Below are 21,415 nucleotides of genomic sequence, written 5' to 3' on the forward strand. Positions count from 1 at the left end.
TATGCCAATTGTACAAATTCAACTATTAGAGGGCAGAAGCGCTGATCAGAAGCGTGAAATCATTTATGAGGTGACGGAAACATTGTCTAAAGCCGCTGATGTCCCTAAAGAACGCATTCGTGTAATTATTCAGGAAATACCTCTAGAACATTGGGGCATTAACGGAGAAACGATGGCTCAATACCGAAAAAAAATAGATAAGGGAGAGGTCAAATGAAACAGTTCTTGAAGGTTGGAAAATGGTCTTTGTTTTTATTGCTTATGCTTTTAGTAACAGCATGCAGTAGTAAAGAGACGGAAACTGGGGATTCATCAGGAGACAGTGTGAATGTAAGTGCAACAACGAACAATGGCTATCCTGAAATGACATTGAAGCTTGCCCACATTACAGCAACGGATCATATGTGGCATCAAGCTTCGGAGAAATTTAAAGAAGAACTAGAGTCAATAACAGGAGGCAAAATGAAGGTGGAAATCTTCCCGGCCAGCCAACTTGGTTCAGAAGCCGATATGGTACAGCAGGTAGAAGCGGGATCTGTTGATATGGCGATGATTACAGCAGCATATTTAACGTCGCGTACACCTGAAATGGCAGGATGGTTTGCCCCGTATTTATTTGAAACACTTGAAGAAGCAAATGCAGCTGCAGCTTCGGAAACAGGACAGGAAATTTTGCGGAAGGTAGAGGGGACAGGCTTAAAGGGGCTCACTTATTTATTCGCCGGTCAGCGGACAATGGTAACAAAAGATAACAAAATTGAATCAACGGATGATTTAAAAGGGCTGAAACTGCGTGTAACACCAAGTCCCGTTTTGCAGTCCTTTTATAAAAACGCAGGGGCTGCCCCCGAATCCCTTTCATTAACAGAAGTATATTCTGCATTGCAAACAGGGGTTATTGACGGGATGGATATGGACCTTGATGCAACGATTACAAATAAATATTCAGAGATTGCCAAATATGTAGCAGTAACAAATCATATGGTATGGCCTTCTACTATTCTAACAAACGAGAAAAAATTCTCCTCCCTGTCACAAGAGGCACAGGATGCCATTACACAAGCATGGAAAACAGCAAGTGACTTTGCTGTAAAAACACGTTCGGGGCAAGAAGAGGAGTTTCGTAAGGAGCTGGAAAGCCAGGGAATGGAAGTGTACGGGGTTGACGCGAGTGTCTTTGAGAAGCAAATCAAAGCATTCGATAAGGAATACGGCGGGCAATCAGACTTGATTAAAACGTTTATCGAAGAAAATCGGTAATAAGTAAAATGACTTGGGGGTATGGGGATGACAAAGTTAAGCAATGTCATTACTAAAGTAGAGGAAGTCATTATGGGGCTATTAATGGGGATTTTGACAATCGTTATGATTGCTGCCGTTACCTTCCGCTACTTTTTAAAAGATCCGATCCCTTGGGCAAGCGAAGTTTCCATTTACTTATTTATTTGGTTTTCGTTTATCGGCGGTAGCTGGGGCTTGAAATACGGTACACAAGCCTCGGTTACCTTTTTGGTAGATGCATTATCTGAAAATAAGCAAAGAATATTGCGCATTGTCCAAGATATCATTATGCTGTTGTTTTTATTTATTATTTTATTTTACGCTTCCAAATGGGTGATGCTGCCTTCCACGATGCTGCAAAAGTCCACCTCATTAGGTATGCCGATGTGGATTCCGTACAGTGCTGTGCCAATCGGTATTTTATTTGCGGTCATCCATATCATCTCCCGGTTGATCCGGCTGTTTCGTCATCAAAGGGATATCCCTGGCACAGAGGGGGATAAAGGGATATGACATTTCTTACAATCGCTTTATTCATCCTACTATTGATTATGGGGATTCCGATTTCGATGGTGCTGGGAATCATTACGGTTATTTACTTTTTGCTAAATGGCCAGGCTTTGCTGTTGGAGTCAACTCCGCTGCGCATGTTTTCGGGGCTGGAAAACTTCGGTCTATTGGCAATCCCGCTGTTTATGTTAATGGGTGAAATCATGAATGAGGGCGGCATTACTACGCGCCTTGTGAATTTTGCCAAACTATTATTAGGTCATTTCCGAGGCGGACTTGCCTATGTAACAGTTGTTGCCAATATGTTTCTGGCGTCTATTTTGGGATCGGCCAATGCCCAGGCGGCCATGATGAGTAAAGTAATGGTTCCGCAAATGGAGAAGGAAGGCTATAAAAGGGAATTTGCAGGCGCTATTACATTGGCTTCGTCGATCATAGCACCAATTATTCCGCCGAGCATGATTTTTATCATTTATGGGACATTATCAAGTACATCGATCGGCGCCATGTTTATGGCAGGGATATTACCGGGTATTCTTTATGGCATTGCCTTTATATTAATGATTGCTTATATGGGATATAAGCAGGGCTTCCCGAAAAGCGAAAGGGCTTCCTTCCGTGAAATAGTGCAGGGGACGATTAAAATGCTGCCGGCATTATTGATCCCGCTTACTGTTGTAGTGGGAATTTTAACAGGAGTTTTTACGGCAACAGAATCCGCTGCCGTTGCCTGTTTACTGGCGATCATTGTAGGGGCTGTCATTTACCGGGAACTGGACTTTAAAAAATTCCCGAAAATGCTTATCAATACGGTTACGAATACGGCAACTGTCACATTTTTAATCATCATGGCGAATATTTTCGGCTGGATGATTGCTTTCGAGCAAATTCCGCAGCTGCTGGCAGACCTGATTTTAAACATAACGGAAAGTCCATGGGTATTCCTGCTGCTTGTAAATGTCTTGCTGCTGATTGTAGGTATGCTGCTCGATGGTATAGCGGCGCTTGTTATTTTAGTTCCTGTGTTTATGCCGCTGGTCCAGGCACTGCAGATCGATCCTGTCCATTTTGGTGTCATTATATGTATCAACTTAACATTAGGGTTATTAACACCGCCGGTAGGAACAGGTCTATTCATTGTGTCTTCCATGGCAGAGGTGAAATTTGAAACACTTGTAAAAGCGGTATTTCCTTTCATTATCGTGTCGATTGTCGTATTAATGATCATCACGTATATTCCACAGCTTGTGTTGTTCATACCTGATGCACTAGGATTCTAGCATGGAAAAAGCTATAAATACGCGGACATTCGTCATACTTATTATTTTCTCGCAGCTGTTGACAGCGTTTGTCGGGAGGAGCTTGAACCCCTTTGCCATTTATATTGGCGACAGCCTGCAGTTGACGAATTTTCAGCTTGGCTTCCTGCCGACTGCCTTATTTCTAGGCCAGTTTCTGGCTACGCTGCCGGTGGGGTTTTTTGCCGATTATATCGCAACACACCGCTTACTTTTGTTGCTCATGCTGACTGTAGGGGGAGGATTTTTCCTGTTTGCGACAGTGCAGAACACATATATAGTTGCATTGCTGTTTATTACATTGGCAGGATTAGGATACGGGGGCATGCATCCTGTCACAAACAAAATGCTTATCCAGCTGTACCCCGTCCAAAAGGTCACATTCCCTATGGGGCTTAAACAGATGTCCATCACATTAGGCTCGGCTCTTTCAAGCATTCTATTGCTTGCGCTTGCTGAAAAAATAGGATGGCAGTGGGCTGTAAAGGGAGCGGCAATAGGCTTACTCGTATTTGCTTTTATCGTATATAACGTGATGCGGGCCTATTCGGGCGTGTTTTTAACGCTGCGTTCTACGGAGTCATCGCTGCTCGGGCAGTTAAAAAAGCTCTTTACCTCTAAAATGCTTTTTTTTACAACCTTTATTGCACTGCTTTTAATGGGAATGCAGGTGACTTTTAATACTTACTTATTACTGTTTTTGAGCGGGGCAAAGGGCTGGTCCATTTATACTGCCGGCTTGGCACTGGCATTTTCGGAAATTTGTGGAGCCGCAGGAAGAGTCTTTTGGGGCATGATGAGCGACGCGTGGTTCAATGGAAACCGCTGGATCGTACTCATGATCATTACAGCCTGGTTTCCGATTGCCTTATGGGCGCTGTATGAAGTAAATGCGGTCTGGATTACGGTCATCATCATTGCCAGTGTCGGCTTTACATTGTCCGGCTTTAACGGGGTATGGATGAACTTGGCGGTAGAAAGTGTACCAAGATCCATCAGCGGCTCGGCAAGCGGCTACAGTGTCACCTTTGCCTCGGTAGGTGTGTTCATAGTTCCACCGGTTTTTGGTTATTTAACGGATATGGCGGGCTATTTGTATGGCGGCATCTTTTTGGCCGGCTCGAGTGCGCTCTGTTTGATGATCCTGGGCTGGGTGTTTATGAGTAGTAAGAGAGTGGTTGATATATGAATATAGATTTCTTGTTTTGCAAGGGGTGTCTAGAGAGTTTTTTCTCTCTGGACAACTCCTTTTTTAGATTAACGCTTCAAACGGCTTGATTAAATCCTGGGTATTTAGAGGCTTTGCTTCATTTCCTAGCAGAGCTTTTAAGCTATTTTGTATATTATGATTGGTTTATACTTTCCTTTAGCTTGCTTCATTCTCATTGTTCTTGTTTTCTTTCTATTAAGCGGAACAAGTATCTGATTCTGTAACGGATATAACTAGTATAGTAGGGAACATTCAAAAAGAATCGGGACTTGTATCGGACTCGCTGAAAGATGGATATAAGGAAGTAGCAGAAGGAAAAGCACAGATCGAAATCGAATCGACGGGCGGCACTTTCCATAAAATCAGTGAAGCGGTCACAGAACTGGTGAACAGCATTACAACTAATCCAGCTGAAATTACAGCAAATGTCCAGCAGATGAATGCAGCCATTCATGAAATCGCCTCTGTCTCTGAAGAATCAGCAGCCGGTGTCGAACAAACATCAGCCTCTTCCCAACAAATAAGCAGCATGATGGAAGAAGTAGCTGCCGGTTCAGGCCAGCTGGCAAAATTAGCCGAAGAACTAAATACATTAGTCAGGCCCCCCGGTCGAGAGTAAGACGGATGGACTTGTGAATACGAGAATTTTGAACTACCTCTTTCTGAGTTAGTTCTTTTTATTAATGTTCTAAATAACTTGTGGAATGTCAAAACCAAACAAAACAAAGATTATTGGGGATGGGGGCTTGAATTTCTCTTGGGATTGCAGCGACTTCAACTGTCGTTAACTCGTTTGTTTCGTCAATCGGATAATATAGTTTAATTCACTTAAAAGATGGTTACTTCTGATACACCGTATTCGCCGGATAGTTGGTTCCCAGAGCGATAAAGTTCGACCACTATTTGTTTGAACTCTTGATTTTACTGGTTTATATAAATGGGAATAAAATAAATACATTCCTTTTAGTGGTATTTTTATATAAAAAATAAAATACAATTAACATTAACTACAGGGGGTGATTAAATGTCTATAGCAACTAATGTATCTATTGGATTAACTCAATTTCTTGATTATACATTCAAAGGGAGTACTGCCAAGACTAATACAGTGAAAAAAATCAAGTATCAAGATGATTACCATCCATCAAAAGATTATTGGAAGCCACTTCGCGATCGAATTAGACTTTATCATGAACATAATCGAACAGAGGATTATTTGGTTTCATTAATTGATGAAATACCTCAAGCTAAGCAAAAAAATTACACAGACGCTATTAAAGCATATTTGAAATTTTTTAGAAATAAGGAAGTCAAGTGGTTTGAACCTGGTAAAGCTACCTGGTACAGTGAAGAATTAGCAGTTAGATCTAGTCCTGAAATAGGTCTAATTATAGAAGGTAAAGCATTTCTAATAAAGTTATTTTTTAAGGGACAAAAAGAGAAAGTGGACAAAATCCGATGTAGATCGGCATTAACATTACTAAGTGAATCAATCTTCACTGAAGAGCATAGTGATGACATAACATATGCAGTACTGAATGTACAAAAAGGTAAACTTATATTTGATGAAAAGCTGAATGATGACCACAGGATTGCATTACAATCTGAGGCTGCACAGTTTATGTATATTTGGAATAAAATATAAACTTGTCGAGTAAATAATCAATAGAAACACTGGCACCCTATTAATTTGTAGGTGCCAGTGTTTTTTTAGAAAACTAAATAATCCATAAATTTCTGTATTGTTCCGGATTTAACCTTTTTGCAACCTGATCGTAAATGTTCATAGTAGTCTGTACATCCCCGTGGTTCAGCCAATCCTAAATTTCTTAATCCTAGCACTAACTTCAAATAGCAACTAATAGCGCGCATGCCGTAGCTAATGTGTTGTGATTTCCTTCACTCCGTATTTAATTTTAATGTATGGAATATACTTCCGAATATTTGTTGGTGGTATCAGTCTGTTTTCATGGTTACTAAAGACTAATTGCTTCGATAGCAACGTATTAAAGGCAATGACTAGTATCTTCCGTATTGTACAATGTATAATTTCCACTTAATGCTGCTTCCTATCAAGAAGGCAAATTTAAGTGCCTTTATCAATCTTGAGCTGTAATCGTGCGGGTTTAGGCTAAGTCTCTTTAACTTAAATCACTGTGTGTTTTAATATTCCCTATATGTAGGTCGTTACCTGCTCCTACACTAATAGGGATATTTCATCTGTAAATTAATCTAACTAATTGTCTAAGCTCTCCAATTTGCTCATTAATTATCTAGAAAAGCCGATTAAATAATTGTACTGTAAAGCATTAGCTACAGAACCCTCCCCTCCAAATTATCGTTCCAGATAAATAAGGTTAATCCTGTCAGGAGGTAAAACAATGCATCTAAAATCCTCGAAAAATCCTGCAGCCGTTCTCTTTGTTTTCGTGCTCGCCTTTGTATTACTTACATACCTCTTAAGAATTTTCGGCTATTATTTCTCCTTTTTTGTATACAGCGGGCACACTTACTTACTGCTTGCCGTTCTTACATTGCTTTCCTTTATCTGTTCGCTGGCACGCAAAAAGTAAATGTAATATTGGTATTTGTCGTATCGGTTGTAGGTGTAGTAGGGATCATTGGGCTTTGGTTGGCTTACTTTTCCTTGCACATTTCTGTAGATTCCATTGAATCTCCGATAGAACACAGAACGGTGGTCATTGAGCATAGAAATGATTCCTGGGGAGAGACCTATTACCATTACAACTTTTATCAGCCAACACTTTTCCCGATAGTGTTGAAAAAATTAAATAGTGAAAAAGTATCCTTTTGGGTTCATGAGGACCAAATGGATGATCTGAAAGCATTAGGGGTAGAAGAGGTTGAGTGGACGGGGGAGAGTGTCACTTTTCGTACGGTTACCGGGGAAATAATTAAAGTGGATTTCTGAATTTGAGCTTTCTATATACAGAAACCTTTAAATAGACAGCTGTTCAAATATGAACAGTGCCAATTACCAGCAAGACCTGAACCATTAAATCTCTCAATTATAAGTAATCTCCAAAAAACAAGTTGAAAGAACATTCCCTCAATTGGTATAATACAAAAAAGCTCGCTTGTACATGAGTATGAATCCGAGGTTGTCTCGCCGTCATATTTAGCTGTGCAAGGTTCGTTTTTAAAGGGTGTGTCTAAATGTTTCATGATCAAGTGATTTATATGATCGGAGATGCGCAGGTGCCGCAGAATAATCCGATTTCCAAACAATACAATCAGTTCTTTTTAGGAGTTGCAGTGGACCGGACAAACGGGATTATCGTGGATGTGGACTGTTCGGCTACTGTGGAGCTGACGGTTAAGTTTATCCGTTCTATCCTGGTGAATCGGCGGATTAGTGACGAGAAGATAATCCAGGAGATTCAAAACCGTTATTTCGGCTCCTCACAAAAAGCGTTAATTGTTGCACTAAAGGATGTGCAGCGAAAATATAATCAGATTACTGCTTTGCCTACATCGACCTAGGTGAAATCCAGTTTACTTTCAAAAGTAAACTGGATTTTTTGTTTTGTTAGGAAAAATGATCATGACATCATACACCATATTTTCAGCATGAAGGGGGATCTGTTAATGATTCAGGATGGGTTTATGTATATCAGTGTGCTTGTCGCGTTGGCAGCGCTGATGGTTTTTATTGAAAAGAGGTTTGGGAAGTCGAAGTTTTTTAAGTTCATTCCGGGGATTGTATTAATTTATATCGGTGCCGCGTTATTACAGACGTTTGGGGCTTTTGAGTCAAACGAATCGACAGAGACGGCGTATAACAATGTGCGGTGGGCACTGCTGCCGGCGATGCTATTTTTAATGCTATTAAAATGTGATATCCGTACAGTCATTAAATTAGGGCCGAGAATATTAGGCGCTTTTGCGGTTGCGGTTGTCAGTATTGCCGCAGGGTTTGTCATTGTGTATGCTGTGCTGCAGTCATTTTACGTGGATGATACGTGGAAGGCGTTTGGTGCGCTGGCAGGAAGCTGGACAGGAGGGTCAGCAAACATGGTAGCGCTGCAAAGTATTTTGGAAGTGCCGGAAACGATTTTCGGCTATGCGCTTATGATGGATACGATTAACTATGCTGTGTGGGTCATGTTCATGTTCTGGCTTGTGCCATTTGCAGACCGTTTCAATAAGTGGACAAAGGCAGATACGTCCAGCTATATGAACAATTTAGATGTGAATACAGACAATATTACGGCTGATGAACAAGGGGCAAAATTTGAGCATATTTTATATTTACTGGGCATTGGTTTATTAGTTTCCTCGCTGTCAAACTATTTTGGCGGACTATTGCCTGAAGTTGGGGACGTCATCAACGGTACGACGTGGACGATTATTATTGCGTCTGTACTAGGATTGATTTTAGCGCTGACACCACTGTCACGTATTCCAGGAACGTTCGATATTTCGAATGTTATGTTGTACATTGTCGTTGCATTAATTGCTTCACATTCGGACTTTTCCAATATCGCACAGGCACCGATTTATATTATTTCCGGCTTCTTGATCATGGGTGTCCATTTAGTTGTCATGCTGCTGCTAGGAAAGTTATTTAAATACGATTTATTTACGTTAGGAATTGCAAGCTTGGCGAATATCGGCGGGATGGCATCTGCCCCTATGCTTGCTGCTGCCTATAATAAAGCACTTATTCCGGTTGGTGTCATTATGGCGCTGATGGGATCATTCCTTGGTACGTATTTCGGGATTGTCATTGCGAAAGTGTTATCGATTTTATAAAGAAGGGGGAGTGAGCGATGTTAATCGAAGAACTGCTTGTAAAAAAAGAAATCATACCATTAACGAAGCCTTTTAAAACAGCGCTGCGCGTAGTCGAACAGATTGAAAATATTGTTGTGGAGATTTTACTGGAAGACGGGACAACAGGAATCGGTGCAGCAGCGCCTACTTTTGTCATTACAGGAGAATCTCGGGAAAGCATTGAAGCGGCTTTAGTCGGGCCGATTCGTACTAATTTAATTGGAAAAGATATTAGACAGCTGAATGATTTGCTGAAAACAGTACAGGCGTGCTGTGTAGGAAATACGAGTGCAAAGGCGGCTGCCGATATTGCGCTGCATAATGCATATTGCAATCAAGCCGGCATATCCATTTCCTCCTATTTAGGCGGCTGTAAAAAAATATCTACGTGCATGACAGTAAGTGTTGATACAGTTGAAAAGATGCAGGAGGAAGCAAAAAAAGCGGTGGAAGCGGGCTACTCTGTACTGAAGATTAAAGTCGGCGATAATGCAGAAATGGACGTCAAGCGGATGGCGGCGATTTTGGCGGTTGTGCCTAAAACCATTACGCTGCGGCTGGATGCCAATCAGGGCTGGAAACCGAAAGAAGCAGTGAGGCTGATCCGTCAGTTCGAGGAGCTTGCGTACCCCATAGAGTTTATCGAACAGCCTGTAAAAGCATGGGATTTAGACGGACTGAAATATGTCCGGGATCATGTGTCTACACCGATTATGGCGGATGAAAGTGTTTTTTCAACAAAGGATGCAATGAAGCTTATCGAAGGCGGCTATGTGGATCTGCTTAATATTAAACTGATGAAATGCGGCGGGATCGCTGAGGCGATGAAGATTGCAAGCATCGCAGAAGCAAAAGGCATTGCCTGTATGATCGGCAGTATGATGGAATCCTCTATTTCCGTGGCGGCAGCAGCCCAGGTTGCAGCAGCCCACCCGAATATCCGCTACTTTGATTTGGACGCACCACTATGGCTTGCGGCCCCGCCGACGCACTTAAAGTATATTGGCGAAACGGTTGAAATTATATAATACATGAGACATCCTCTCTCCCCAGACGCTGGCGGGCTATTCATTTAAGAAAAGCGGTACGATTCTGGGGGAGGGGGTTTTCTATGTGCTTATATTCTTTTAGCCCCCTGATTGCCTGCTTTATGATTTAAAACCTTTGGCGTATAACATGCTAAATGGACAGATGGTAGTATCATCACCATACAGTTACTGAGGACAGAACCTAGATGAAATCCAGTTTACTTTCATGAGAAAACTGGATTTTTGTTTTCGTGAAATGAATGGTTATGGAATAACCACCCTTTTCGTCATAAAGGTAGATTGTAATGCTTAAGTCTATATACCAATTTATGACTATGAAACATTTGACAAAATTTGTTATGTATTTTATTTTTATATTGACTGACTAATCAATCTAAAAGGGGTTTGAACATGCCGAGGACTGAAATTCAAAATTTAGAGTTACGCGATCAAAGACGTGAACAAATATTAATAGCTGCATTAAAGGTGTTTTCTAGAAGGGGAATGGCTGCAGCAAAAATTAGTGAAATAGCAAAAGAAGCCGGGTTGAGTCATGGGCTTGTATACCATTATTTTAAGTCGAAGGAAGAAATTTTTACGCTTTTAGTGCAACGAGCTGCGGAAAGTGCTGTTCAGATTATAGAGGAGGCATATCTTCAAGAAGGAACGCCATTAAACAAAATTAAATGGATGACAGAACAGATCCTCCAAAGTTTAACAGAGGGAGATCAAATCTTATTATTTTTAATAATGATTCAAGCAAGCACATCCGATGCCGTTCCCGAAGAAGTACAACAACTTTTGTCTTCACCGGAATATAAGTCACCGGTTAACTGCTTAGTCCCGTTAATTATAGAGGGTCAACAGTGCAATGAAATCATTCAGGAGGATCCAATAAAGCTAGCGGTTAGTTACTATGCCTTCATCCAAGGTTTTTCCGTTAGTAAGTTGCAGTGGAGTCAATGTCCGATTCCAGAAGCAGATTTGATTATGAAAATTTTTAAATAATAAGTTGGAAGGGGTTTGAAATGCTAATAAACAATCAGAATGTAAGGTTTTGGTGGCTATTCATTTCACCATTTTTCATTATATTACTAGGGTTTTTGACCGCTGTATTTTTCAATCATTTCATTGGAGGATGGGCGTGGATTCCGCTGGCGATAGTATATTGGAGCTTACTTGGTCTTTTTATATGGGCTTTTAAAGGGGATAAAAGCCTGGGTGACTGGTTTAAAAAATCAAAGAAAGCTCCTTTTTGGGTAACCATCACAATGCTGGTCGGAATGTTTCCATTAACAATCCTTATAATGAGTTATCATTTGTTTGATTCGATTTGGTTAATTATCTTTTGGTTAATGTTTGCTTTCATTAATCCTTGGTTTGAGGAATACTATTGGCGCGGTGTTTTACTAGATGGCTTATTAACTAAATTTCCTAAATGGTTTGCTGTTTTATATACAACCCTGCTTTTCGTTATTAGCCATCCATTAATGTGGGGAGTATTTTCCTATGCAAGTAAGTCTTATCATTTGTATTTATATTTATCAGCAGCAGGAATCGTATGGGCGGTTACCTATTTAAAAACGAAGAGTTTACGTTATATTATTCTCTCCCATTTTATTGTAGATATAGGGAATGTAACTGTATTAACATTCTTGAATATTTACGTACCGCCTACTATGTAGAGTGAAGCCTCTTTTTATTTACATTAGATATTGCATGTTTAGCGAATATCAGAGTCCTCTATTCCCCGGTGGCAGCAGCCGAGGTTGCGGCGCTGCCTCCAAACTTTCGTTACTTATTTAGACGGGTTGTCCCGCCGACGCATTTAAAGCATATTGGGGAAGCGGTGGAAATCGTATAAAAAGATTAATCCTCTCTTACAAGAAGCGGTGGAGCTATTCAATTAAGAATGGCAGTACAGTTTTTGGGGAGGATTTTTTATGCTTCTACTGCGCATGAAAGCCACCTGAAATATTTCAGCCTCTATTACTGCACTAGATCTTCTTGAAGCAGTTCACGAAGCGATGCGCTTATTGATGGGCAGTCATATGGTAAAAGGCATGTGATAATAAATTTATGCCCTAATTTAATCGGTAAGAGAATTAGTAACGAAAGCCGATACGGTTAGCTGAAATAATGTGTAATGAGTGGAGAATAATTGTGACTTTTGTGGTAAATAGTTAAAAAGAAAAAAATATATGATTTTTATGAAACCATAACGTGCTGGTTTTCGTATAAGTTTTATATACCTTTTGAAAGTATGAAAATTCAGAGTTTATAAGAAAAATAATGGAGGTGAATCCCTCGACGTGAGGGAACATATTGGACTCGAGTATATTGAATATCATTTTATTAATTGTCTTTTTAGGGCTGACAGCATTTTTCGTAGCAGCAGAGTTTGCTGTTGTCAAAATCCGTAAATCAAGAATCGACCAGCTGATTGTGGAAGGTAATAAAAAGGCTGTCATTGCCAAGAAAGTAGCAAGTGATCTTGATTATTATTTATCCGCTTGTCAATTAGGTATTACCATTACAGCGATTGGTCTGGGTGCTTTCACAAAGCCTTATGTCAAACAATTGATGTATCCCGTATTCGAATGGTTAAATACGCCGGATACCGTGATGAATGTATTATCTTATGGTATCTCGCTTGCTATCGTAAGTTATTTACACGTAGTAATCGGGGAAATGGCACCTAAAACATTAGCGATTCAGTTCTCTGAAAAAATGACATTACTCTTAGCTCCGTCGCTTTACTATTTTGGTAAAGTCATGTATCCGTTTATTAAAGCACTAAACGGTACATCGCGCCTATTATTACGTGCAGTGGGTGTGAAGTCAGCTAGTGAAGACCAAGCTTATTCGGAAGAAGAGCTGAAAATAATCATGGCACAAAGTTTCCAGGGCGGGGAAATTGATAAAGAGGAATTGGAATACATGGAAAATGTATTTGCATTTGATGAGCACGTTGTAAAGGATGTTATGGTTCCCCGTACGGAAATCGTTACGATTGACCGGGATATGGAAACAAAGCAAATTGTCTCAATTTTGGATGAACATAGGTATACCCGTTATCCGGTTGTTGAAGAAAATGATAAGGATAAAATTATCGGCTTTGTCAATGCCAATAAGCTGCTGAGCCGCATCGTAACGAAACGACAAACGAATTTGACGGATTTTGTCCGTCCAATACCATTTGTATTTGAACAAACTCCGATTCAGGATGCATTGTTGAAAATGCAGGAGGAACGTGTGCATATTGCGGTCGTGATAGATGAATATGGAGGGACTGCAGGTGTTTTAACGATGGAAGATATTTTGGAGGAGCTTGTAGGTGAAATCCGGGATGAATTTGACGAGGATGAAGTAGATGAAATCCGGAAGACGGGCGAAAACGAATATATCATTAATAGCCGTGTGCTGCTGGAAGATCTAGAAGATCGCTTTGGCATTGAGTTTGATGATAGTGAAGAGATTGATACAATTGGCGGCTGGGCTCTTCAGGCAGGGTTAGCCATTGAAGCAGAAGTAACCCAAGGTATCGAAATTCAACAGGGTAATCATGTATGGGTGATTGGTGAAGTGGACAAATACCAAATTAAAGAAGTAGTTTTCAAGCAAAATGTTCTTAAACAATAGCGGGTATTTAATGGAGGTGAATCCCTTTTCATAAGGGAATGTATTGGACGGAATGATTATACTAAATTTAGCGTTAATTGCATTATTCATTTTGCTGACTGCGTTTTTTGTAGGTGCAGAGTTTGCGATTTTAAAAGTGCGTATGTCAAGAATTGACCAGCTGATATCAGAAGGAAATAAAAAAGCGGTTATTGCAAAAAAAGTAACACAGAATCTCGATTATTACTTATCGGCATGTCAATTAGGAATTACAGTTACAGCGCTTATTCTTGGTGCGCTTGGTGAACCGACAGTGGAAAAAATGCTGGCACCGGTATTTGATACTTTACAGTTAGGTGAAGCACTTTCAACAGCATTGTCTTATGCGATTGCTTTATCCGTGGTCACATTCCTACATGTAGTGCTTGGGGAATTAATGCCGAAAACGTTAGCGATCCAGTATGCTGATAAAATGACGCTGCTGCTGGCACCCCCGCTTTATTGGTTCGGAAAAGTGTCAAAGCCTTTTATTGCGATATTAAATGGTTCAGCTCAGCTTTTATTAAAGGGGTTTGGTGTAAAGCCGGCAGGGCATGACGAAGTGTACTCAGAAGAAGAGTTGAAGATGATCGTGACGCAAAGTTATGAAGGCGGCGAAATCAATCAAACGGAACTTGATTATTTAGAGAACATCTTTGCCTTCGATTCTCGTCAATTAGAGAATATTATGATTCCTCGCTCGGAGATGGTAATGTTAGAAAAGCAGCAAACACTGGAGCAAATGGTGGCTGTCATCGAAGAATTCGGCTATACACGATATCCGGTCATTGATGTTACGAAAAAGAAGAATGATGTGATTGGCGTTATCAATACAAAGGAAATGTTAACGGATATTGCAGCGGGGCGCTCGAATGATGGGACAGCCTTTATTCATGACATCCTGCGATTTAAATATTCTACAGCCATTAAAGAGGTTTTCTTGAAAATGCAGCAAACACGCAGGCATATGGCCGTTGTAACAGATGGTAAAGGTGTTATTATAGGACTTGTTACAATGGAAGATATTTTATCGGAAATCGTCGGCGAAATTCATGATGAAGATGATGGGGATATCGTTTATACAACATAATAAAACGGCACTTAGACAGGATAATCTGTTTAAGTGCTCTTTCTTTTTTAGTAAAAAAACATCGAGATAAATGAGAATATATATAAAAACCATCACGTGCTGCTTTCCGTCATGATACTATAAATTAAATAATCAAAGAATGAAAAGTGCTTGTTGCATTATAAAATACATCCTGCGTCATAATGGGGGGTATTTTAGTGCACGGGGCTGGCGGCAGCTCAACTATTTGGTACAAGCAAATTTGCACATACCGCAAGCAATTTATTGTGCTGGTAGTAGATCTGCGAGGTCATGGTGTTTAGGTAATTGAAAACAATCCAATGAAATTTATGCACGAGTTAGAAACCTGAGATGCAGCTCTTTTTTTGTAAGTTTTTAATTTGGCCCATTCTCCGCACCAAGATACCCATTTCTCCGTTTTCCCTGTATACTTTTCAACAGAACACTACAAAAAACGAGGGATTTGATTTGATGCTACGACAAATTCTTTTACATATTTTCTATAAATTAAATAACGAGCGGACAATCAATGCAGCGTATCATCTGCTTAGAGGAAAGCGGTCAGGTCAGACGATCCAGGATGTAGGGATTTTCAAGCTGTATCCGTATTTCGGGATCTTGCGGAAGCTTGCGCGTCCTACGTTTGAGGACGGGGTGAACGGCCTGCGTGCAGAAGGATGGATTAAGGCCGATGACAACGGTTATTTTGCGTTAACAGAAAGCGGGATTGAGCAGGCAGAGAAGCTTACACCGATATTTTTTGACGGGTGGCACTATCAGGGCAACGAGCACATATTCTACGGACGGCTGTCTTTGATTGTGCAGAGTCTGTCGAACCAGTCGGCAGGGATCAGGGCATTTGTACCGATTCAGCGCAATGAGGAAATCCAAGGGTGGTGCCGCAGGTTTTTACTAGAAAGTGATTTTCATTCGGGTGCGCTTCAGCAGACGCTTTTTAATGAACTAAAGACAAGTATGGAACGGGGCGGGCTTTCGACATTGCAAAAGGAGCTGCTGGTCGAGCGTTTGACAGGTGTTGGCGTAACCGGAGTCCCATGGCAGCAGCTAAGCTTTGAGCATGAGCTTTCCGAGCTTGACTGCCAGCTGCTGTTCATTAGTGCACTGCATCAGTGGCTTGATATAATCTATCAAAATAAAGAACGCTTTATTTACTTATCGAGGCTTATGGAAACTATACGAATCGATAATGTACTGACGGGCTCTGCTGATCAGACTGCTCAAATGTATAAACAGGGCTATTCGCTTAAACAAATTAGTGCAATGCGGCGCCTGAAGGTAAGTACGATTGAGGATCATCTGGTGGAGCTGGCGATGAATGAACCGACTTTTGATATTACGCCATTCATTTCGCGTGAACAGCACCAAGCCGTACAGCAGGCGGTTAGTATGTATGCAACGAAGAAGCTAAAGGTACTGCATGACGCCCTGCCGCATTTATCGTACTTTCAAATCCGGCTCGCGCTGGCAAAAGGGGAGGTGTAGGGAATGCTGGAACAAAAACTACAGGAAATCTTTGGCTATAACGAATTCCGTCCAGGGCAAAAGGAAATCATCGAGCAGCTGATGGAAGGGCGCGATTGTGTTGCGCTCCTGCCGACAGGAATGGGGAAGTCGATGTGCTATCAGCTTCCTGGTTACATGTTTAATAAACCGGTACTGATTGTTTCGCCGCTTTTATCGCTCATGCAGGACCAGGTTGATCAGCTGCGGCAGCGCGGGGAGAAACGGGTTGTGGCACTTAACTCTTTTTTATCGCCGAATGAAAAGACATATGCACTGCACTTCCTGCACGAATATCGCTTCATTTTTACCTCTCCTGAGATGCTGACACAGCCTCAGGTAAGACAGCGGCTGCAATCAATGGAGCTGTCATTGATTGTAGCGGACGAGGCGCATTGTATTTCCCAGTGGGGATTTGACTTCCGGCCGGACTACTTACGTATTGGAGAGATCCTTGGAGAAAAAAGACCGCCGATTCTTGCCTTGACAGCGACAGCGACCGATTCCGTGCTGGAGGACATCAAGAAGTATCTTTATATGAAACTGCCATATGAATTCATCCATCATGTAAACCGGGAGAACATTAAGCTTGCTAAATATGTGTTTGATAAAAAGGAAGAGAAGCAGGAATGGATTTTAGAGCATGTTAAAAACACGGAGGGACCGGGTATTGTATATATGTCATCGCGCAAACGCTGCGATGAGTTTAGTCAGCTGCTCATTGAAAATAACATACGAGCGGCAAGTTATCATGCGGGAAAAGATGCAGAAGACCGACAGTTCATCCAGCAGCAATTCATCCAGAATGATGTGGAGTGGATTGCAGCGACGAATGCATTTGGCATGGGGGTGCATAAAGACGATATCCGACAGGTCATTCATGAGTCCATGCCTGCGAATGTGTCCAACTATATGCAGGAGATTGGGCGTGCAGGGCGAGATGGGAAGGATGCACTGGCCATATTGCTATATGCAGATGGTGATGAACACTATGCCCGGTATGTCGCCATCGAGGACTTGCCAAAGACAATGCATGTAGATGCATATGCCGCCTACCGACAAATACAGCAAAATCCAAATGTAATGCTAAACGGGGATGGAATATCCGAGACGGCATTCCGTGTACTTGATTACTGGATGCAGCAGGAACCTCAGGAAGCTGTAAAACGGCGTCTCTTAAATATGGAAGAAAATAAGCATACAGCGGTACGGGAGATGGCAAATATTATCCATACTTCTACGTGTATGCGGGCAAAACTAGTAGAATATTTTGGGCAAACACTCATAAAGCCCCAGGAAGTATGCTGTACCGAATGTGGATTAGAGATTGATAAGATAATTGGGCCACGCAGAAAAGTGACGAAACAGGCGCAAATGACATGGGACGAGCGGCTGCAAAAATTATTATTTGGGCATATTTGAGCATACGTACCCGTTTACATTTTCCGCAAATTTCGTCATAATATGAACATAGATGGCGAAGTTTGGAGGGTAATGATATGGCGAAAGAAGACTATCGCGAAAAAATAGAGGAAGATCGTCAGGAAATCGAAATGGAAGGTTTCCAGTCTAGAGCATCCCGGTCAAAACAAAAAGGTAAAAAACGCAAAAATCCACTTATATCTAGTTTACTTGTAATCTTCATTTTTATACCATCACTGGTATTATTGTATGTTAATTTCTTGTACGAGCCTGATAGTCCAGTAGAAACAGTCGAACAAAATAATGAGGTTGTTCAAGTCGAGAAAAACGACACGACAGCTAAAGCGGCTGTAGTAGAGGACGATGAGGAAGAGAAAGATGAAAAGGATACTTCTTCTGATACAGTAGATATTTCTGATGAAAAGCAAAAAGAACTAGCAGCAGCACAGGCAGCAGCAGCGGCTGAAGCTTCAAAAGCAGCTGAACAAAAGGCAAAAGAGGAAGCTGCGAAGAAGGCTGCTGAGCAAAAGGCAAAGGAAGAGGCTGCAAAAAAAGCGGCTGAACAAAAAGCCAAGGAAGAGGCAGCTAAGCCAAAAAGAACACATACTGTAAAATCCAACGAAACACTTTACCGTATTGCAATGAATTATTATAATGATCCAAGTGCAGTAGAAAAGATTAAACAAGCAAACGGCATGGCTTCAGAATCAATCCAAGTTGGACAAACGTTGATTTTACCATAGAGTGAAACAGGATAACCATTTTACAGGTGAATAAGTATAATAATGAAAAAAGACGGAACCTTAGCGGAGACGTCTTTTTCTAATGGTTAGGAGGAAGCCAATTGAGATCCATTGCCAGAATGTTTTTCGCCGCGCTTCTTTTCATCTTTTACATGGTAAGGGAAGCGCATGAAAACAATATACGCAGACATATCGTGCATGCCCGCGGAAAAGAGGATCGATTCTCGATCTTTTTCATAGCGGATGTGCATAACCGTAAAATTAATAAAAAAATGCTGGAACAAATTGAACCGGTAGAAGCTGTCATTATCGGCGGAGATTTCGCTGACAAGCGAGTATCCATTCCGCAAATAGAAATGAATCTGCAAAGACTGCAGTCTCTTGGCCCGATTTATTTTGTATGGGGCAATAATGATAGAGAAGTGGGAGAAGGCAATCTTCTCTCCTTATTTAGAAAGTACGGAGTGACCATAGTGGAAGATGATGCAGTCCAGCTGCCAAACCGTTCAAATGTCACATGGATCAGTGCTATTAATGACACATCCCAAAAGCAATACAGTTTCAAGGATGCGCTTGCGAAATGTAAGGAAGGCGATGTGACGCTATTCATTTCACACAATCCGCAAGTATTTAATCAAGCATATCCAATTCATAAGCCAGCATTGATGATGGGCGGACATCTCCACGGTGGTCAAATACGGCTTGGCAAGCTCGGTATGCACCCGCACGGCTCATACACAATGCGGGAGGGTGTGCCGACATTAATCAGCAATGGGTACGGTACAACTCTATTGCCGCTGCGTCTCATGGCAAAGCCGGAATGCCATGTCATTAAGGTGATTTGTGAAGAAGAATAAAAGGGGTGAAAAGGCTGGGGAGGTAAATCCCCAGCCTTTTTTTAGTTTGCACGATTGTCCTTCATCAGCCGGGGAAGCACTTTCTGAATAAGAAGATTGCTGAGAACCAATGCAAAGAGAATGATGAAAATATAAATTGTCCAGTATATAAATCCAGGAAGCTCGAACGGTTTTATTAGTTTACCTGTCCCGTAAATAATGAAGACAGCGATAGCAATGGCCGCTGCATAAAGGAGAGCCGCCCCAATAAGCTGAAGCCAGGACAGCTTTTTAATTTTTTCCTTATGTTTGACTAGGCGATAGGATAGCATAATGAAAACTAATAGAAACATGACAATATCATAGATCTGTGCCCACATTGGTTTTCTCCCTTCTTTATGTATAAAAGGTATCTATCTCTACTATAGGTAAAAACAGGTAAAATAGAAAGGCGGCTTACGAATCAATCTGCCTGCAAAACAAAAGGAGCAGCCCTATGGACTGCTCCTTTCCTTATTTCTCTGCCTTCAATAGGCGTTCTGTTTCTGTAAATTCTTCTTCGATTTCTGGATTTAGCTTATAAGTAGCAAGACTCACTACAACGGCTACAAGTAGACAGATAAAGAAGCCCGGCACAATTTCATACAGCATATCGCTTAAATGTTCGGATTTTCCCCAGATAAATGCTACAACTGCTCCGCTCACCATACCGGCAAGCGCACCGATGTTTGTCAGCTTGCGCCAGTAAAGTGATAATAAAATAACCGGTCCAAATGCAGCACCGAATCCTGCCCAGGCAAAGCCGACAAGATCGAGAATCGAGCTTTCTGGATTCCAGGCGATAACCGCTGCAAAAATTGCTACGGCTAATACCGCAATTCGTCCAGCCAGAACATAATGGGCATCTGTTGCATCCTTCTTAAACAGCGCCTTATAAATATCTTCGATAAGGGCAGAAGACGTTACGATCAGCTGAGAAGAAATTGTACTCATCACAGCTGCTAAGATGGCTGCTAGAATAATCCCGGCAATGAATGGATGGAAGATGATTTGTCCTAGTACAATGAAGACTGTTTCCTTATCATTCAACGTTAGTCCTTGCTGCTGGAAGTAAGCAACACCAACTAAAGCTGTCAAGATGGCCCCACCTAGACTAAAAATCATCCAGCCAATACCGATGCGGCGTGCACTTTTTGTTTCCTTAACAGAGCTGATGGCCATGAAACGAACGATAATATGCGGCTGGCCGAAATAGCCAAGCCCCCATGCAACGGAAGAAATAATTCCCGCCGCTGTCGCTGTCGCAGGCAGCAGACTTAAATGCTCGGAATTCACGGCTTTAATAGAATCAATCGTATCTCCAATGCCGCCCGTTAGGAAAATCCCAAAGGCTGGTACAGCAATTAGTGCAATCACCATAATTAAGCCTTGAAGGAAATCCGTGTAACTAACTGCCAGGAAGCCGCCAAATAATGTGTAAGCTACTACAACAGCAGAAACAACAAGAAGTCCCGTATGGTAATCATAGCCGAATGAACTTTCAAAGAATTTACCGCCGGATACCATTCCGGATGATACATAGAACGTAAAGAATACTAAAATAATAATCCCTGAAGCAATACGCAGCAGCTTCGTTGTGTCACGCAGACGGTTATCCAAGTAACTTGGAATCGTAATTGAGTCCCTTGTTACCTGTGTATAAACACGAAGACGCGGTGCGACAAACAGCCAGTTTAAATAGGCCCCCGCTGTCAGACCTATAGCTATCCAGGCTTCTACAAGACCAGAGGCGTAAATTGCACCTGGCAGTCCCATTAGCAGCCAGCCAGACATGTCTGCAGCCCCTGCGCTTAAGGCAGTAACAGCTGGGCCTAACCCCCGGCCCCCCAGCATGTAATCCGATAAATTGCTCGTCTTTTTATATGCATACCAGCCGATGACAAGCATCGCAACCATATAAATACCGATTGCCAATAATTGAAACCCATGATCTGACATAATAAAACCCCCAGTTTTTTA

22 protein-coding genes and 1 pseudogene are annotated in these 21,415 nt (G+C 41.5%); 21 read left to right on the forward strand and 2 right to left on the reverse strand.

Annotation, left to right across the window (positions count from 1 at the left end):
- The first annotated feature begins 1 nt into the window (after position 1).
- The 21 genes and pseudogenes from AA0Y26_RS05650 to AA0Y26_RS05750 all read left to right on the forward strand — a co-directional run bounded on the left by AA0Y26_RS05650 (position 2) and on the right by AA0Y26_RS05750 (position 19,417).
- On the forward strand, positions 2 to 217 hold the full coding sequence (locus AA0Y26_RS05650; RefSeq protein ID WP_413365896.1) for a 4-oxalocrotonate tautomerase: 216 nt from the start codon (positions 2 to 4) through the stop codon (positions 215 to 217).
- Entirely contained in the window at positions 214 to 1,260 is a 1,047-nt protein-coding gene (locus AA0Y26_RS05655) for a TRAP transporter substrate-binding protein (RefSeq protein WP_413365897.1), read from the forward strand. The genes AA0Y26_RS05650 and AA0Y26_RS05655 overlap by 4 nt, the downstream gene beginning before the upstream one ends.
- Before the next feature lie 27 nt (positions 1,261 to 1,287).
- Positions 1,288 to 1,794, forward strand: coding sequence for a TRAP transporter small permease (locus tag AA0Y26_RS05660; protein WP_413365899.1), 507 nt, complete (start codon positions 1,288 to 1,290; stop codon positions 1,792 to 1,794).
- Positions 1,791 to 3,071 (forward strand): TRAP transporter large permease, encoded by a 1,281-nt coding sequence (locus tag AA0Y26_RS05665; protein ID WP_413365901.1) that lies wholly within the window; start codon positions 1,791 to 1,793, stop codon positions 3,069 to 3,071. The genes AA0Y26_RS05660 and AA0Y26_RS05665 overlap by 4 nt, the downstream gene beginning before the upstream one ends.
- Position 3,072: 1 nt before the next feature.
- Positions 3,073 to 4,278: an MFS transporter gene (locus AA0Y26_RS05670; RefSeq protein ID WP_413365903.1), complete on the forward strand. Its 1,206-nt coding sequence runs from the start codon at positions 3,073 to 3,075 to the stop codon at positions 4,276 to 4,278.
- Between the two features lie 406 nt (positions 4,279 to 4,684).
- Positions 4,685 to 4,918 (forward strand): hypothetical protein, encoded by a 234-nt coding sequence (locus AA0Y26_RS05675; RefSeq protein ID WP_413365905.1) that lies wholly within the window; start codon positions 4,685 to 4,687, stop codon positions 4,916 to 4,918.
- Between the two features lie 405 nt (positions 4,919 to 5,323).
- Positions 5,324 to 5,944 (forward strand): hypothetical protein, encoded by a 621-nt coding sequence (locus AA0Y26_RS05680; RefSeq protein WP_413365906.1) that lies wholly within the window; start codon positions 5,324 to 5,326, stop codon positions 5,942 to 5,944.
- 736 nt (positions 5,945 to 6,680) lie between these two features.
- Complete coding sequence (locus AA0Y26_RS05685) at positions 6,681 to 6,872, forward strand: hypothetical protein (protein ID WP_413365908.1); 192 nt, start codon at positions 6,681 to 6,683, stop codon at positions 6,870 to 6,872.
- Between the two features lie 8 nt (positions 6,873 to 6,880).
- The gene (locus AA0Y26_RS05690) at positions 6,881 to 7,231 is read left to right on the forward strand and encodes a hypothetical protein (protein ID WP_413365910.1); all 351 of its coding nucleotides are present in this window, start codon (positions 6,881 to 6,883) and stop codon (positions 7,229 to 7,231) included.
- 245 nt (positions 7,232 to 7,476) lie between these two features.
- Entirely contained in the window at positions 7,477 to 7,803 is a 327-nt protein-coding gene (locus tag AA0Y26_RS05695; RefSeq protein WP_413365912.1) for a DUF3870 domain-containing protein, read from the forward strand.
- Between the two features lie 105 nt (positions 7,804 to 7,908).
- The gene (locus AA0Y26_RS05700; protein ID WP_413365914.1) at positions 7,909 to 9,075 is read left to right on the forward strand and encodes a DUF819 domain-containing protein; all 1,167 of its coding nucleotides are present in this window, start codon (positions 7,909 to 7,911) and stop codon (positions 9,073 to 9,075) included.
- A gap of 17 nt (positions 9,076 to 9,092) precedes the next feature.
- Positions 9,093 to 10,124, forward strand: coding sequence for a dipeptide epimerase (locus tag AA0Y26_RS05705; RefSeq protein WP_413365916.1), 1,032 nt, complete (start codon positions 9,093 to 9,095; stop codon positions 10,122 to 10,124).
- A gap of 411 nt (positions 10,125 to 10,535) precedes the next feature.
- The gene (locus AA0Y26_RS05710) at positions 10,536 to 11,132 is read left to right on the forward strand and encodes a TetR/AcrR family transcriptional regulator (RefSeq protein WP_413365918.1); all 597 of its coding nucleotides are present in this window, start codon (positions 10,536 to 10,538) and stop codon (positions 11,130 to 11,132) included.
- A gap of 20 nt (positions 11,133 to 11,152) precedes the next feature.
- On the forward strand, positions 11,153 to 11,809 hold the full coding sequence (locus AA0Y26_RS05715; protein ID WP_413365919.1) for a CPBP family intramembrane glutamic endopeptidase: 657 nt from the start codon (positions 11,153 to 11,155) through the stop codon (positions 11,807 to 11,809).
- A 640-nt stretch (positions 11,810 to 12,449) separates the two neighbouring features.
- Positions 12,450 to 13,766 (forward strand): hemolysin family protein, encoded by a 1,317-nt coding sequence (locus tag AA0Y26_RS05720; protein ID WP_413365921.1) that lies wholly within the window; start codon positions 12,450 to 12,452, stop codon positions 13,764 to 13,766.
- Positions 13,767 to 13,809: 43 nt separating this feature from the next.
- Positions 13,810 to 14,874, forward strand: coding sequence for a hemolysin family protein (locus AA0Y26_RS05725; protein WP_413365923.1), 1,065 nt, complete (start codon positions 13,810 to 13,812; stop codon positions 14,872 to 14,874).
- 182 nt (positions 14,875 to 15,056) lie between these two features.
- Positions 15,057 to 15,170: pseudogene (locus tag AA0Y26_RS05730) on the forward strand (alpha/beta fold hydrolase); the annotation flags it as partial.
- Between the two features lie 175 nt (positions 15,171 to 15,345).
- A complete protein-coding gene (locus AA0Y26_RS05735; protein ID WP_413365925.1) occupies positions 15,346 to 16,377 on the forward strand; it encodes a helix-turn-helix domain-containing protein in 1,032 nt (343 codons plus the stop codon).
- A gap of 3 nt (positions 16,378 to 16,380) precedes the next feature.
- Positions 16,381 to 17,817, forward strand: coding sequence for a RecQ family ATP-dependent DNA helicase (locus tag AA0Y26_RS05740; RefSeq protein ID WP_413365927.1), 1,437 nt, complete (start codon positions 16,381 to 16,383; stop codon positions 17,815 to 17,817).
- A 77-nt stretch (positions 17,818 to 17,894) separates the two neighbouring features.
- Complete coding sequence (locus tag AA0Y26_RS05745; protein ID WP_413365929.1) at positions 17,895 to 18,560, forward strand: LysM peptidoglycan-binding domain-containing protein; 666 nt, start codon at positions 17,895 to 17,897, stop codon at positions 18,558 to 18,560.
- A 101-nt stretch (positions 18,561 to 18,661) separates the two neighbouring features.
- Entirely contained in the window at positions 18,662 to 19,417 is a 756-nt protein-coding gene (locus AA0Y26_RS05750; RefSeq protein ID WP_413365931.1) for a metallophosphoesterase, read from the forward strand.
- Between the two features lie 41 nt (positions 19,418 to 19,458).
- On the opposite strand, the gene AA0Y26_RS05755 is transcribed toward AA0Y26_RS05750, so the two are convergent.
- Both AA0Y26_RS05755 and putP read right to left on the reverse strand, forming a co-directional pair.
- Positions 19,459 to 19,776, reverse strand: coding sequence for a hypothetical protein (locus AA0Y26_RS05755; RefSeq protein WP_413365933.1), 318 nt, complete (start codon positions 19,774 to 19,776; stop codon positions 19,459 to 19,461).
- 133 nt (positions 19,777 to 19,909) lie between these two features.
- The gene (gene putP, locus AA0Y26_RS05760; RefSeq protein ID WP_413365935.1) at positions 19,910 to 21,394 is read right to left on the reverse strand and encodes a sodium/proline symporter PutP; all 1,485 of its coding nucleotides are present in this window, start codon (positions 21,392 to 21,394) and stop codon (positions 19,910 to 19,912) included.
- Between the last annotated feature and the right edge of the window lie 21 nt (positions 21,395 to 21,415).

The organism is Lysinibacillus canaveralius (genome assembly GCF_047301505.1).
In the GTDB taxonomy this organism is placed as follows: domain Bacteria; phylum Bacillota; class Bacilli; order Bacillales_A; family Planococcaceae; genus Lysinibacillus_B.

Bases quoted from the DNA above. Each gene is read 5' to 3' on its own strand.
- AA0Y26_RS05680 (WP_413365906.1), top strand. From the start codon at position 5,324: ATGTCTATAGCAACTAATGTATCTATTGGATTAACTCAATTTCTTGAT.
- AA0Y26_RS05745 (WP_413365929.1), top strand. From the start codon at position 17,895: ATGGCGAAAGAAGACTATCGCGAAAAAATAGAGGAAGATCGTCAGGAA.
- AA0Y26_RS05735 (WP_413365925.1), top strand. From the start codon at position 15,346: ATGCTACGACAAATTCTTTTACATATTTTCTATAAATTAAATAACGAG.
- AA0Y26_RS05700 (WP_413365914.1), top strand. From the start codon at position 7,909: ATGATTCAGGATGGGTTTATGTATATCAGTGTGCTTGTCGCGTTGGCA.
- AA0Y26_RS05755 (WP_413365933.1), bottom strand. From the start codon at position 19,776: ATGTGGGCACAGATCTATGATATTGTCATGTTTCTATTAGTTTTCATT.
- AA0Y26_RS05685 (WP_413365908.1), top strand. From the start codon at position 6,681: ATGCATCTAAAATCCTCGAAAAATCCTGCAGCCGTTCTCTTTGTTTTC.
- AA0Y26_RS05660 (WP_413365899.1), top strand. From the start codon at position 1,288: ATGACAAAGTTAAGCAATGTCATTACTAAAGTAGAGGAAGTCATTATG.
- AA0Y26_RS05650 (WP_413365896.1), top strand. From the start codon at position 2: ATGCCAATTGTACAAATTCAACTATTAGAGGGCAGAAGCGCTGATCAG.
- AA0Y26_RS05740 (WP_413365927.1), top strand. From the start codon at position 16,381: ATGCTGGAACAAAAACTACAGGAAATCTTTGGCTATAACGAATTCCGT.
- AA0Y26_RS05710 (WP_413365918.1), top strand. From the start codon at position 10,536: ATGCCGAGGACTGAAATTCAAAATTTAGAGTTACGCGATCAAAGACGT.
- AA0Y26_RS05655 (WP_413365897.1), top strand. From the start codon at position 214: ATGAAACAGTTCTTGAAGGTTGGAAAATGGTCTTTGTTTTTATTGCTT.
- AA0Y26_RS05665 (WP_413365901.1), top strand. From the start codon at position 1,791: ATGACATTTCTTACAATCGCTTTATTCATCCTACTATTGATTATGGGG.
- AA0Y26_RS05705 (WP_413365916.1), top strand. From the start codon at position 9,093: ATGTTAATCGAAGAACTGCTTGTAAAAAAAGAAATCATACCATTAACG.
- putP (WP_413365935.1), bottom strand. From the start codon at position 21,394: ATGTCAGATCATGGGTTTCAATTATTGGCAATCGGTATTTATATGGTT.
- AA0Y26_RS05670 (WP_413365903.1), top strand. From the start codon at position 3,073: ATGGAAAAAGCTATAAATACGCGGACATTCGTCATACTTATTATTTTC.
- AA0Y26_RS05715 (WP_413365919.1), top strand. From the start codon at position 11,153: ATGCTAATAAACAATCAGAATGTAAGGTTTTGGTGGCTATTCATTTCA.
- AA0Y26_RS05695 (WP_413365912.1), top strand. From the start codon at position 7,477: ATGTTTCATGATCAAGTGATTTATATGATCGGAGATGCGCAGGTGCCG.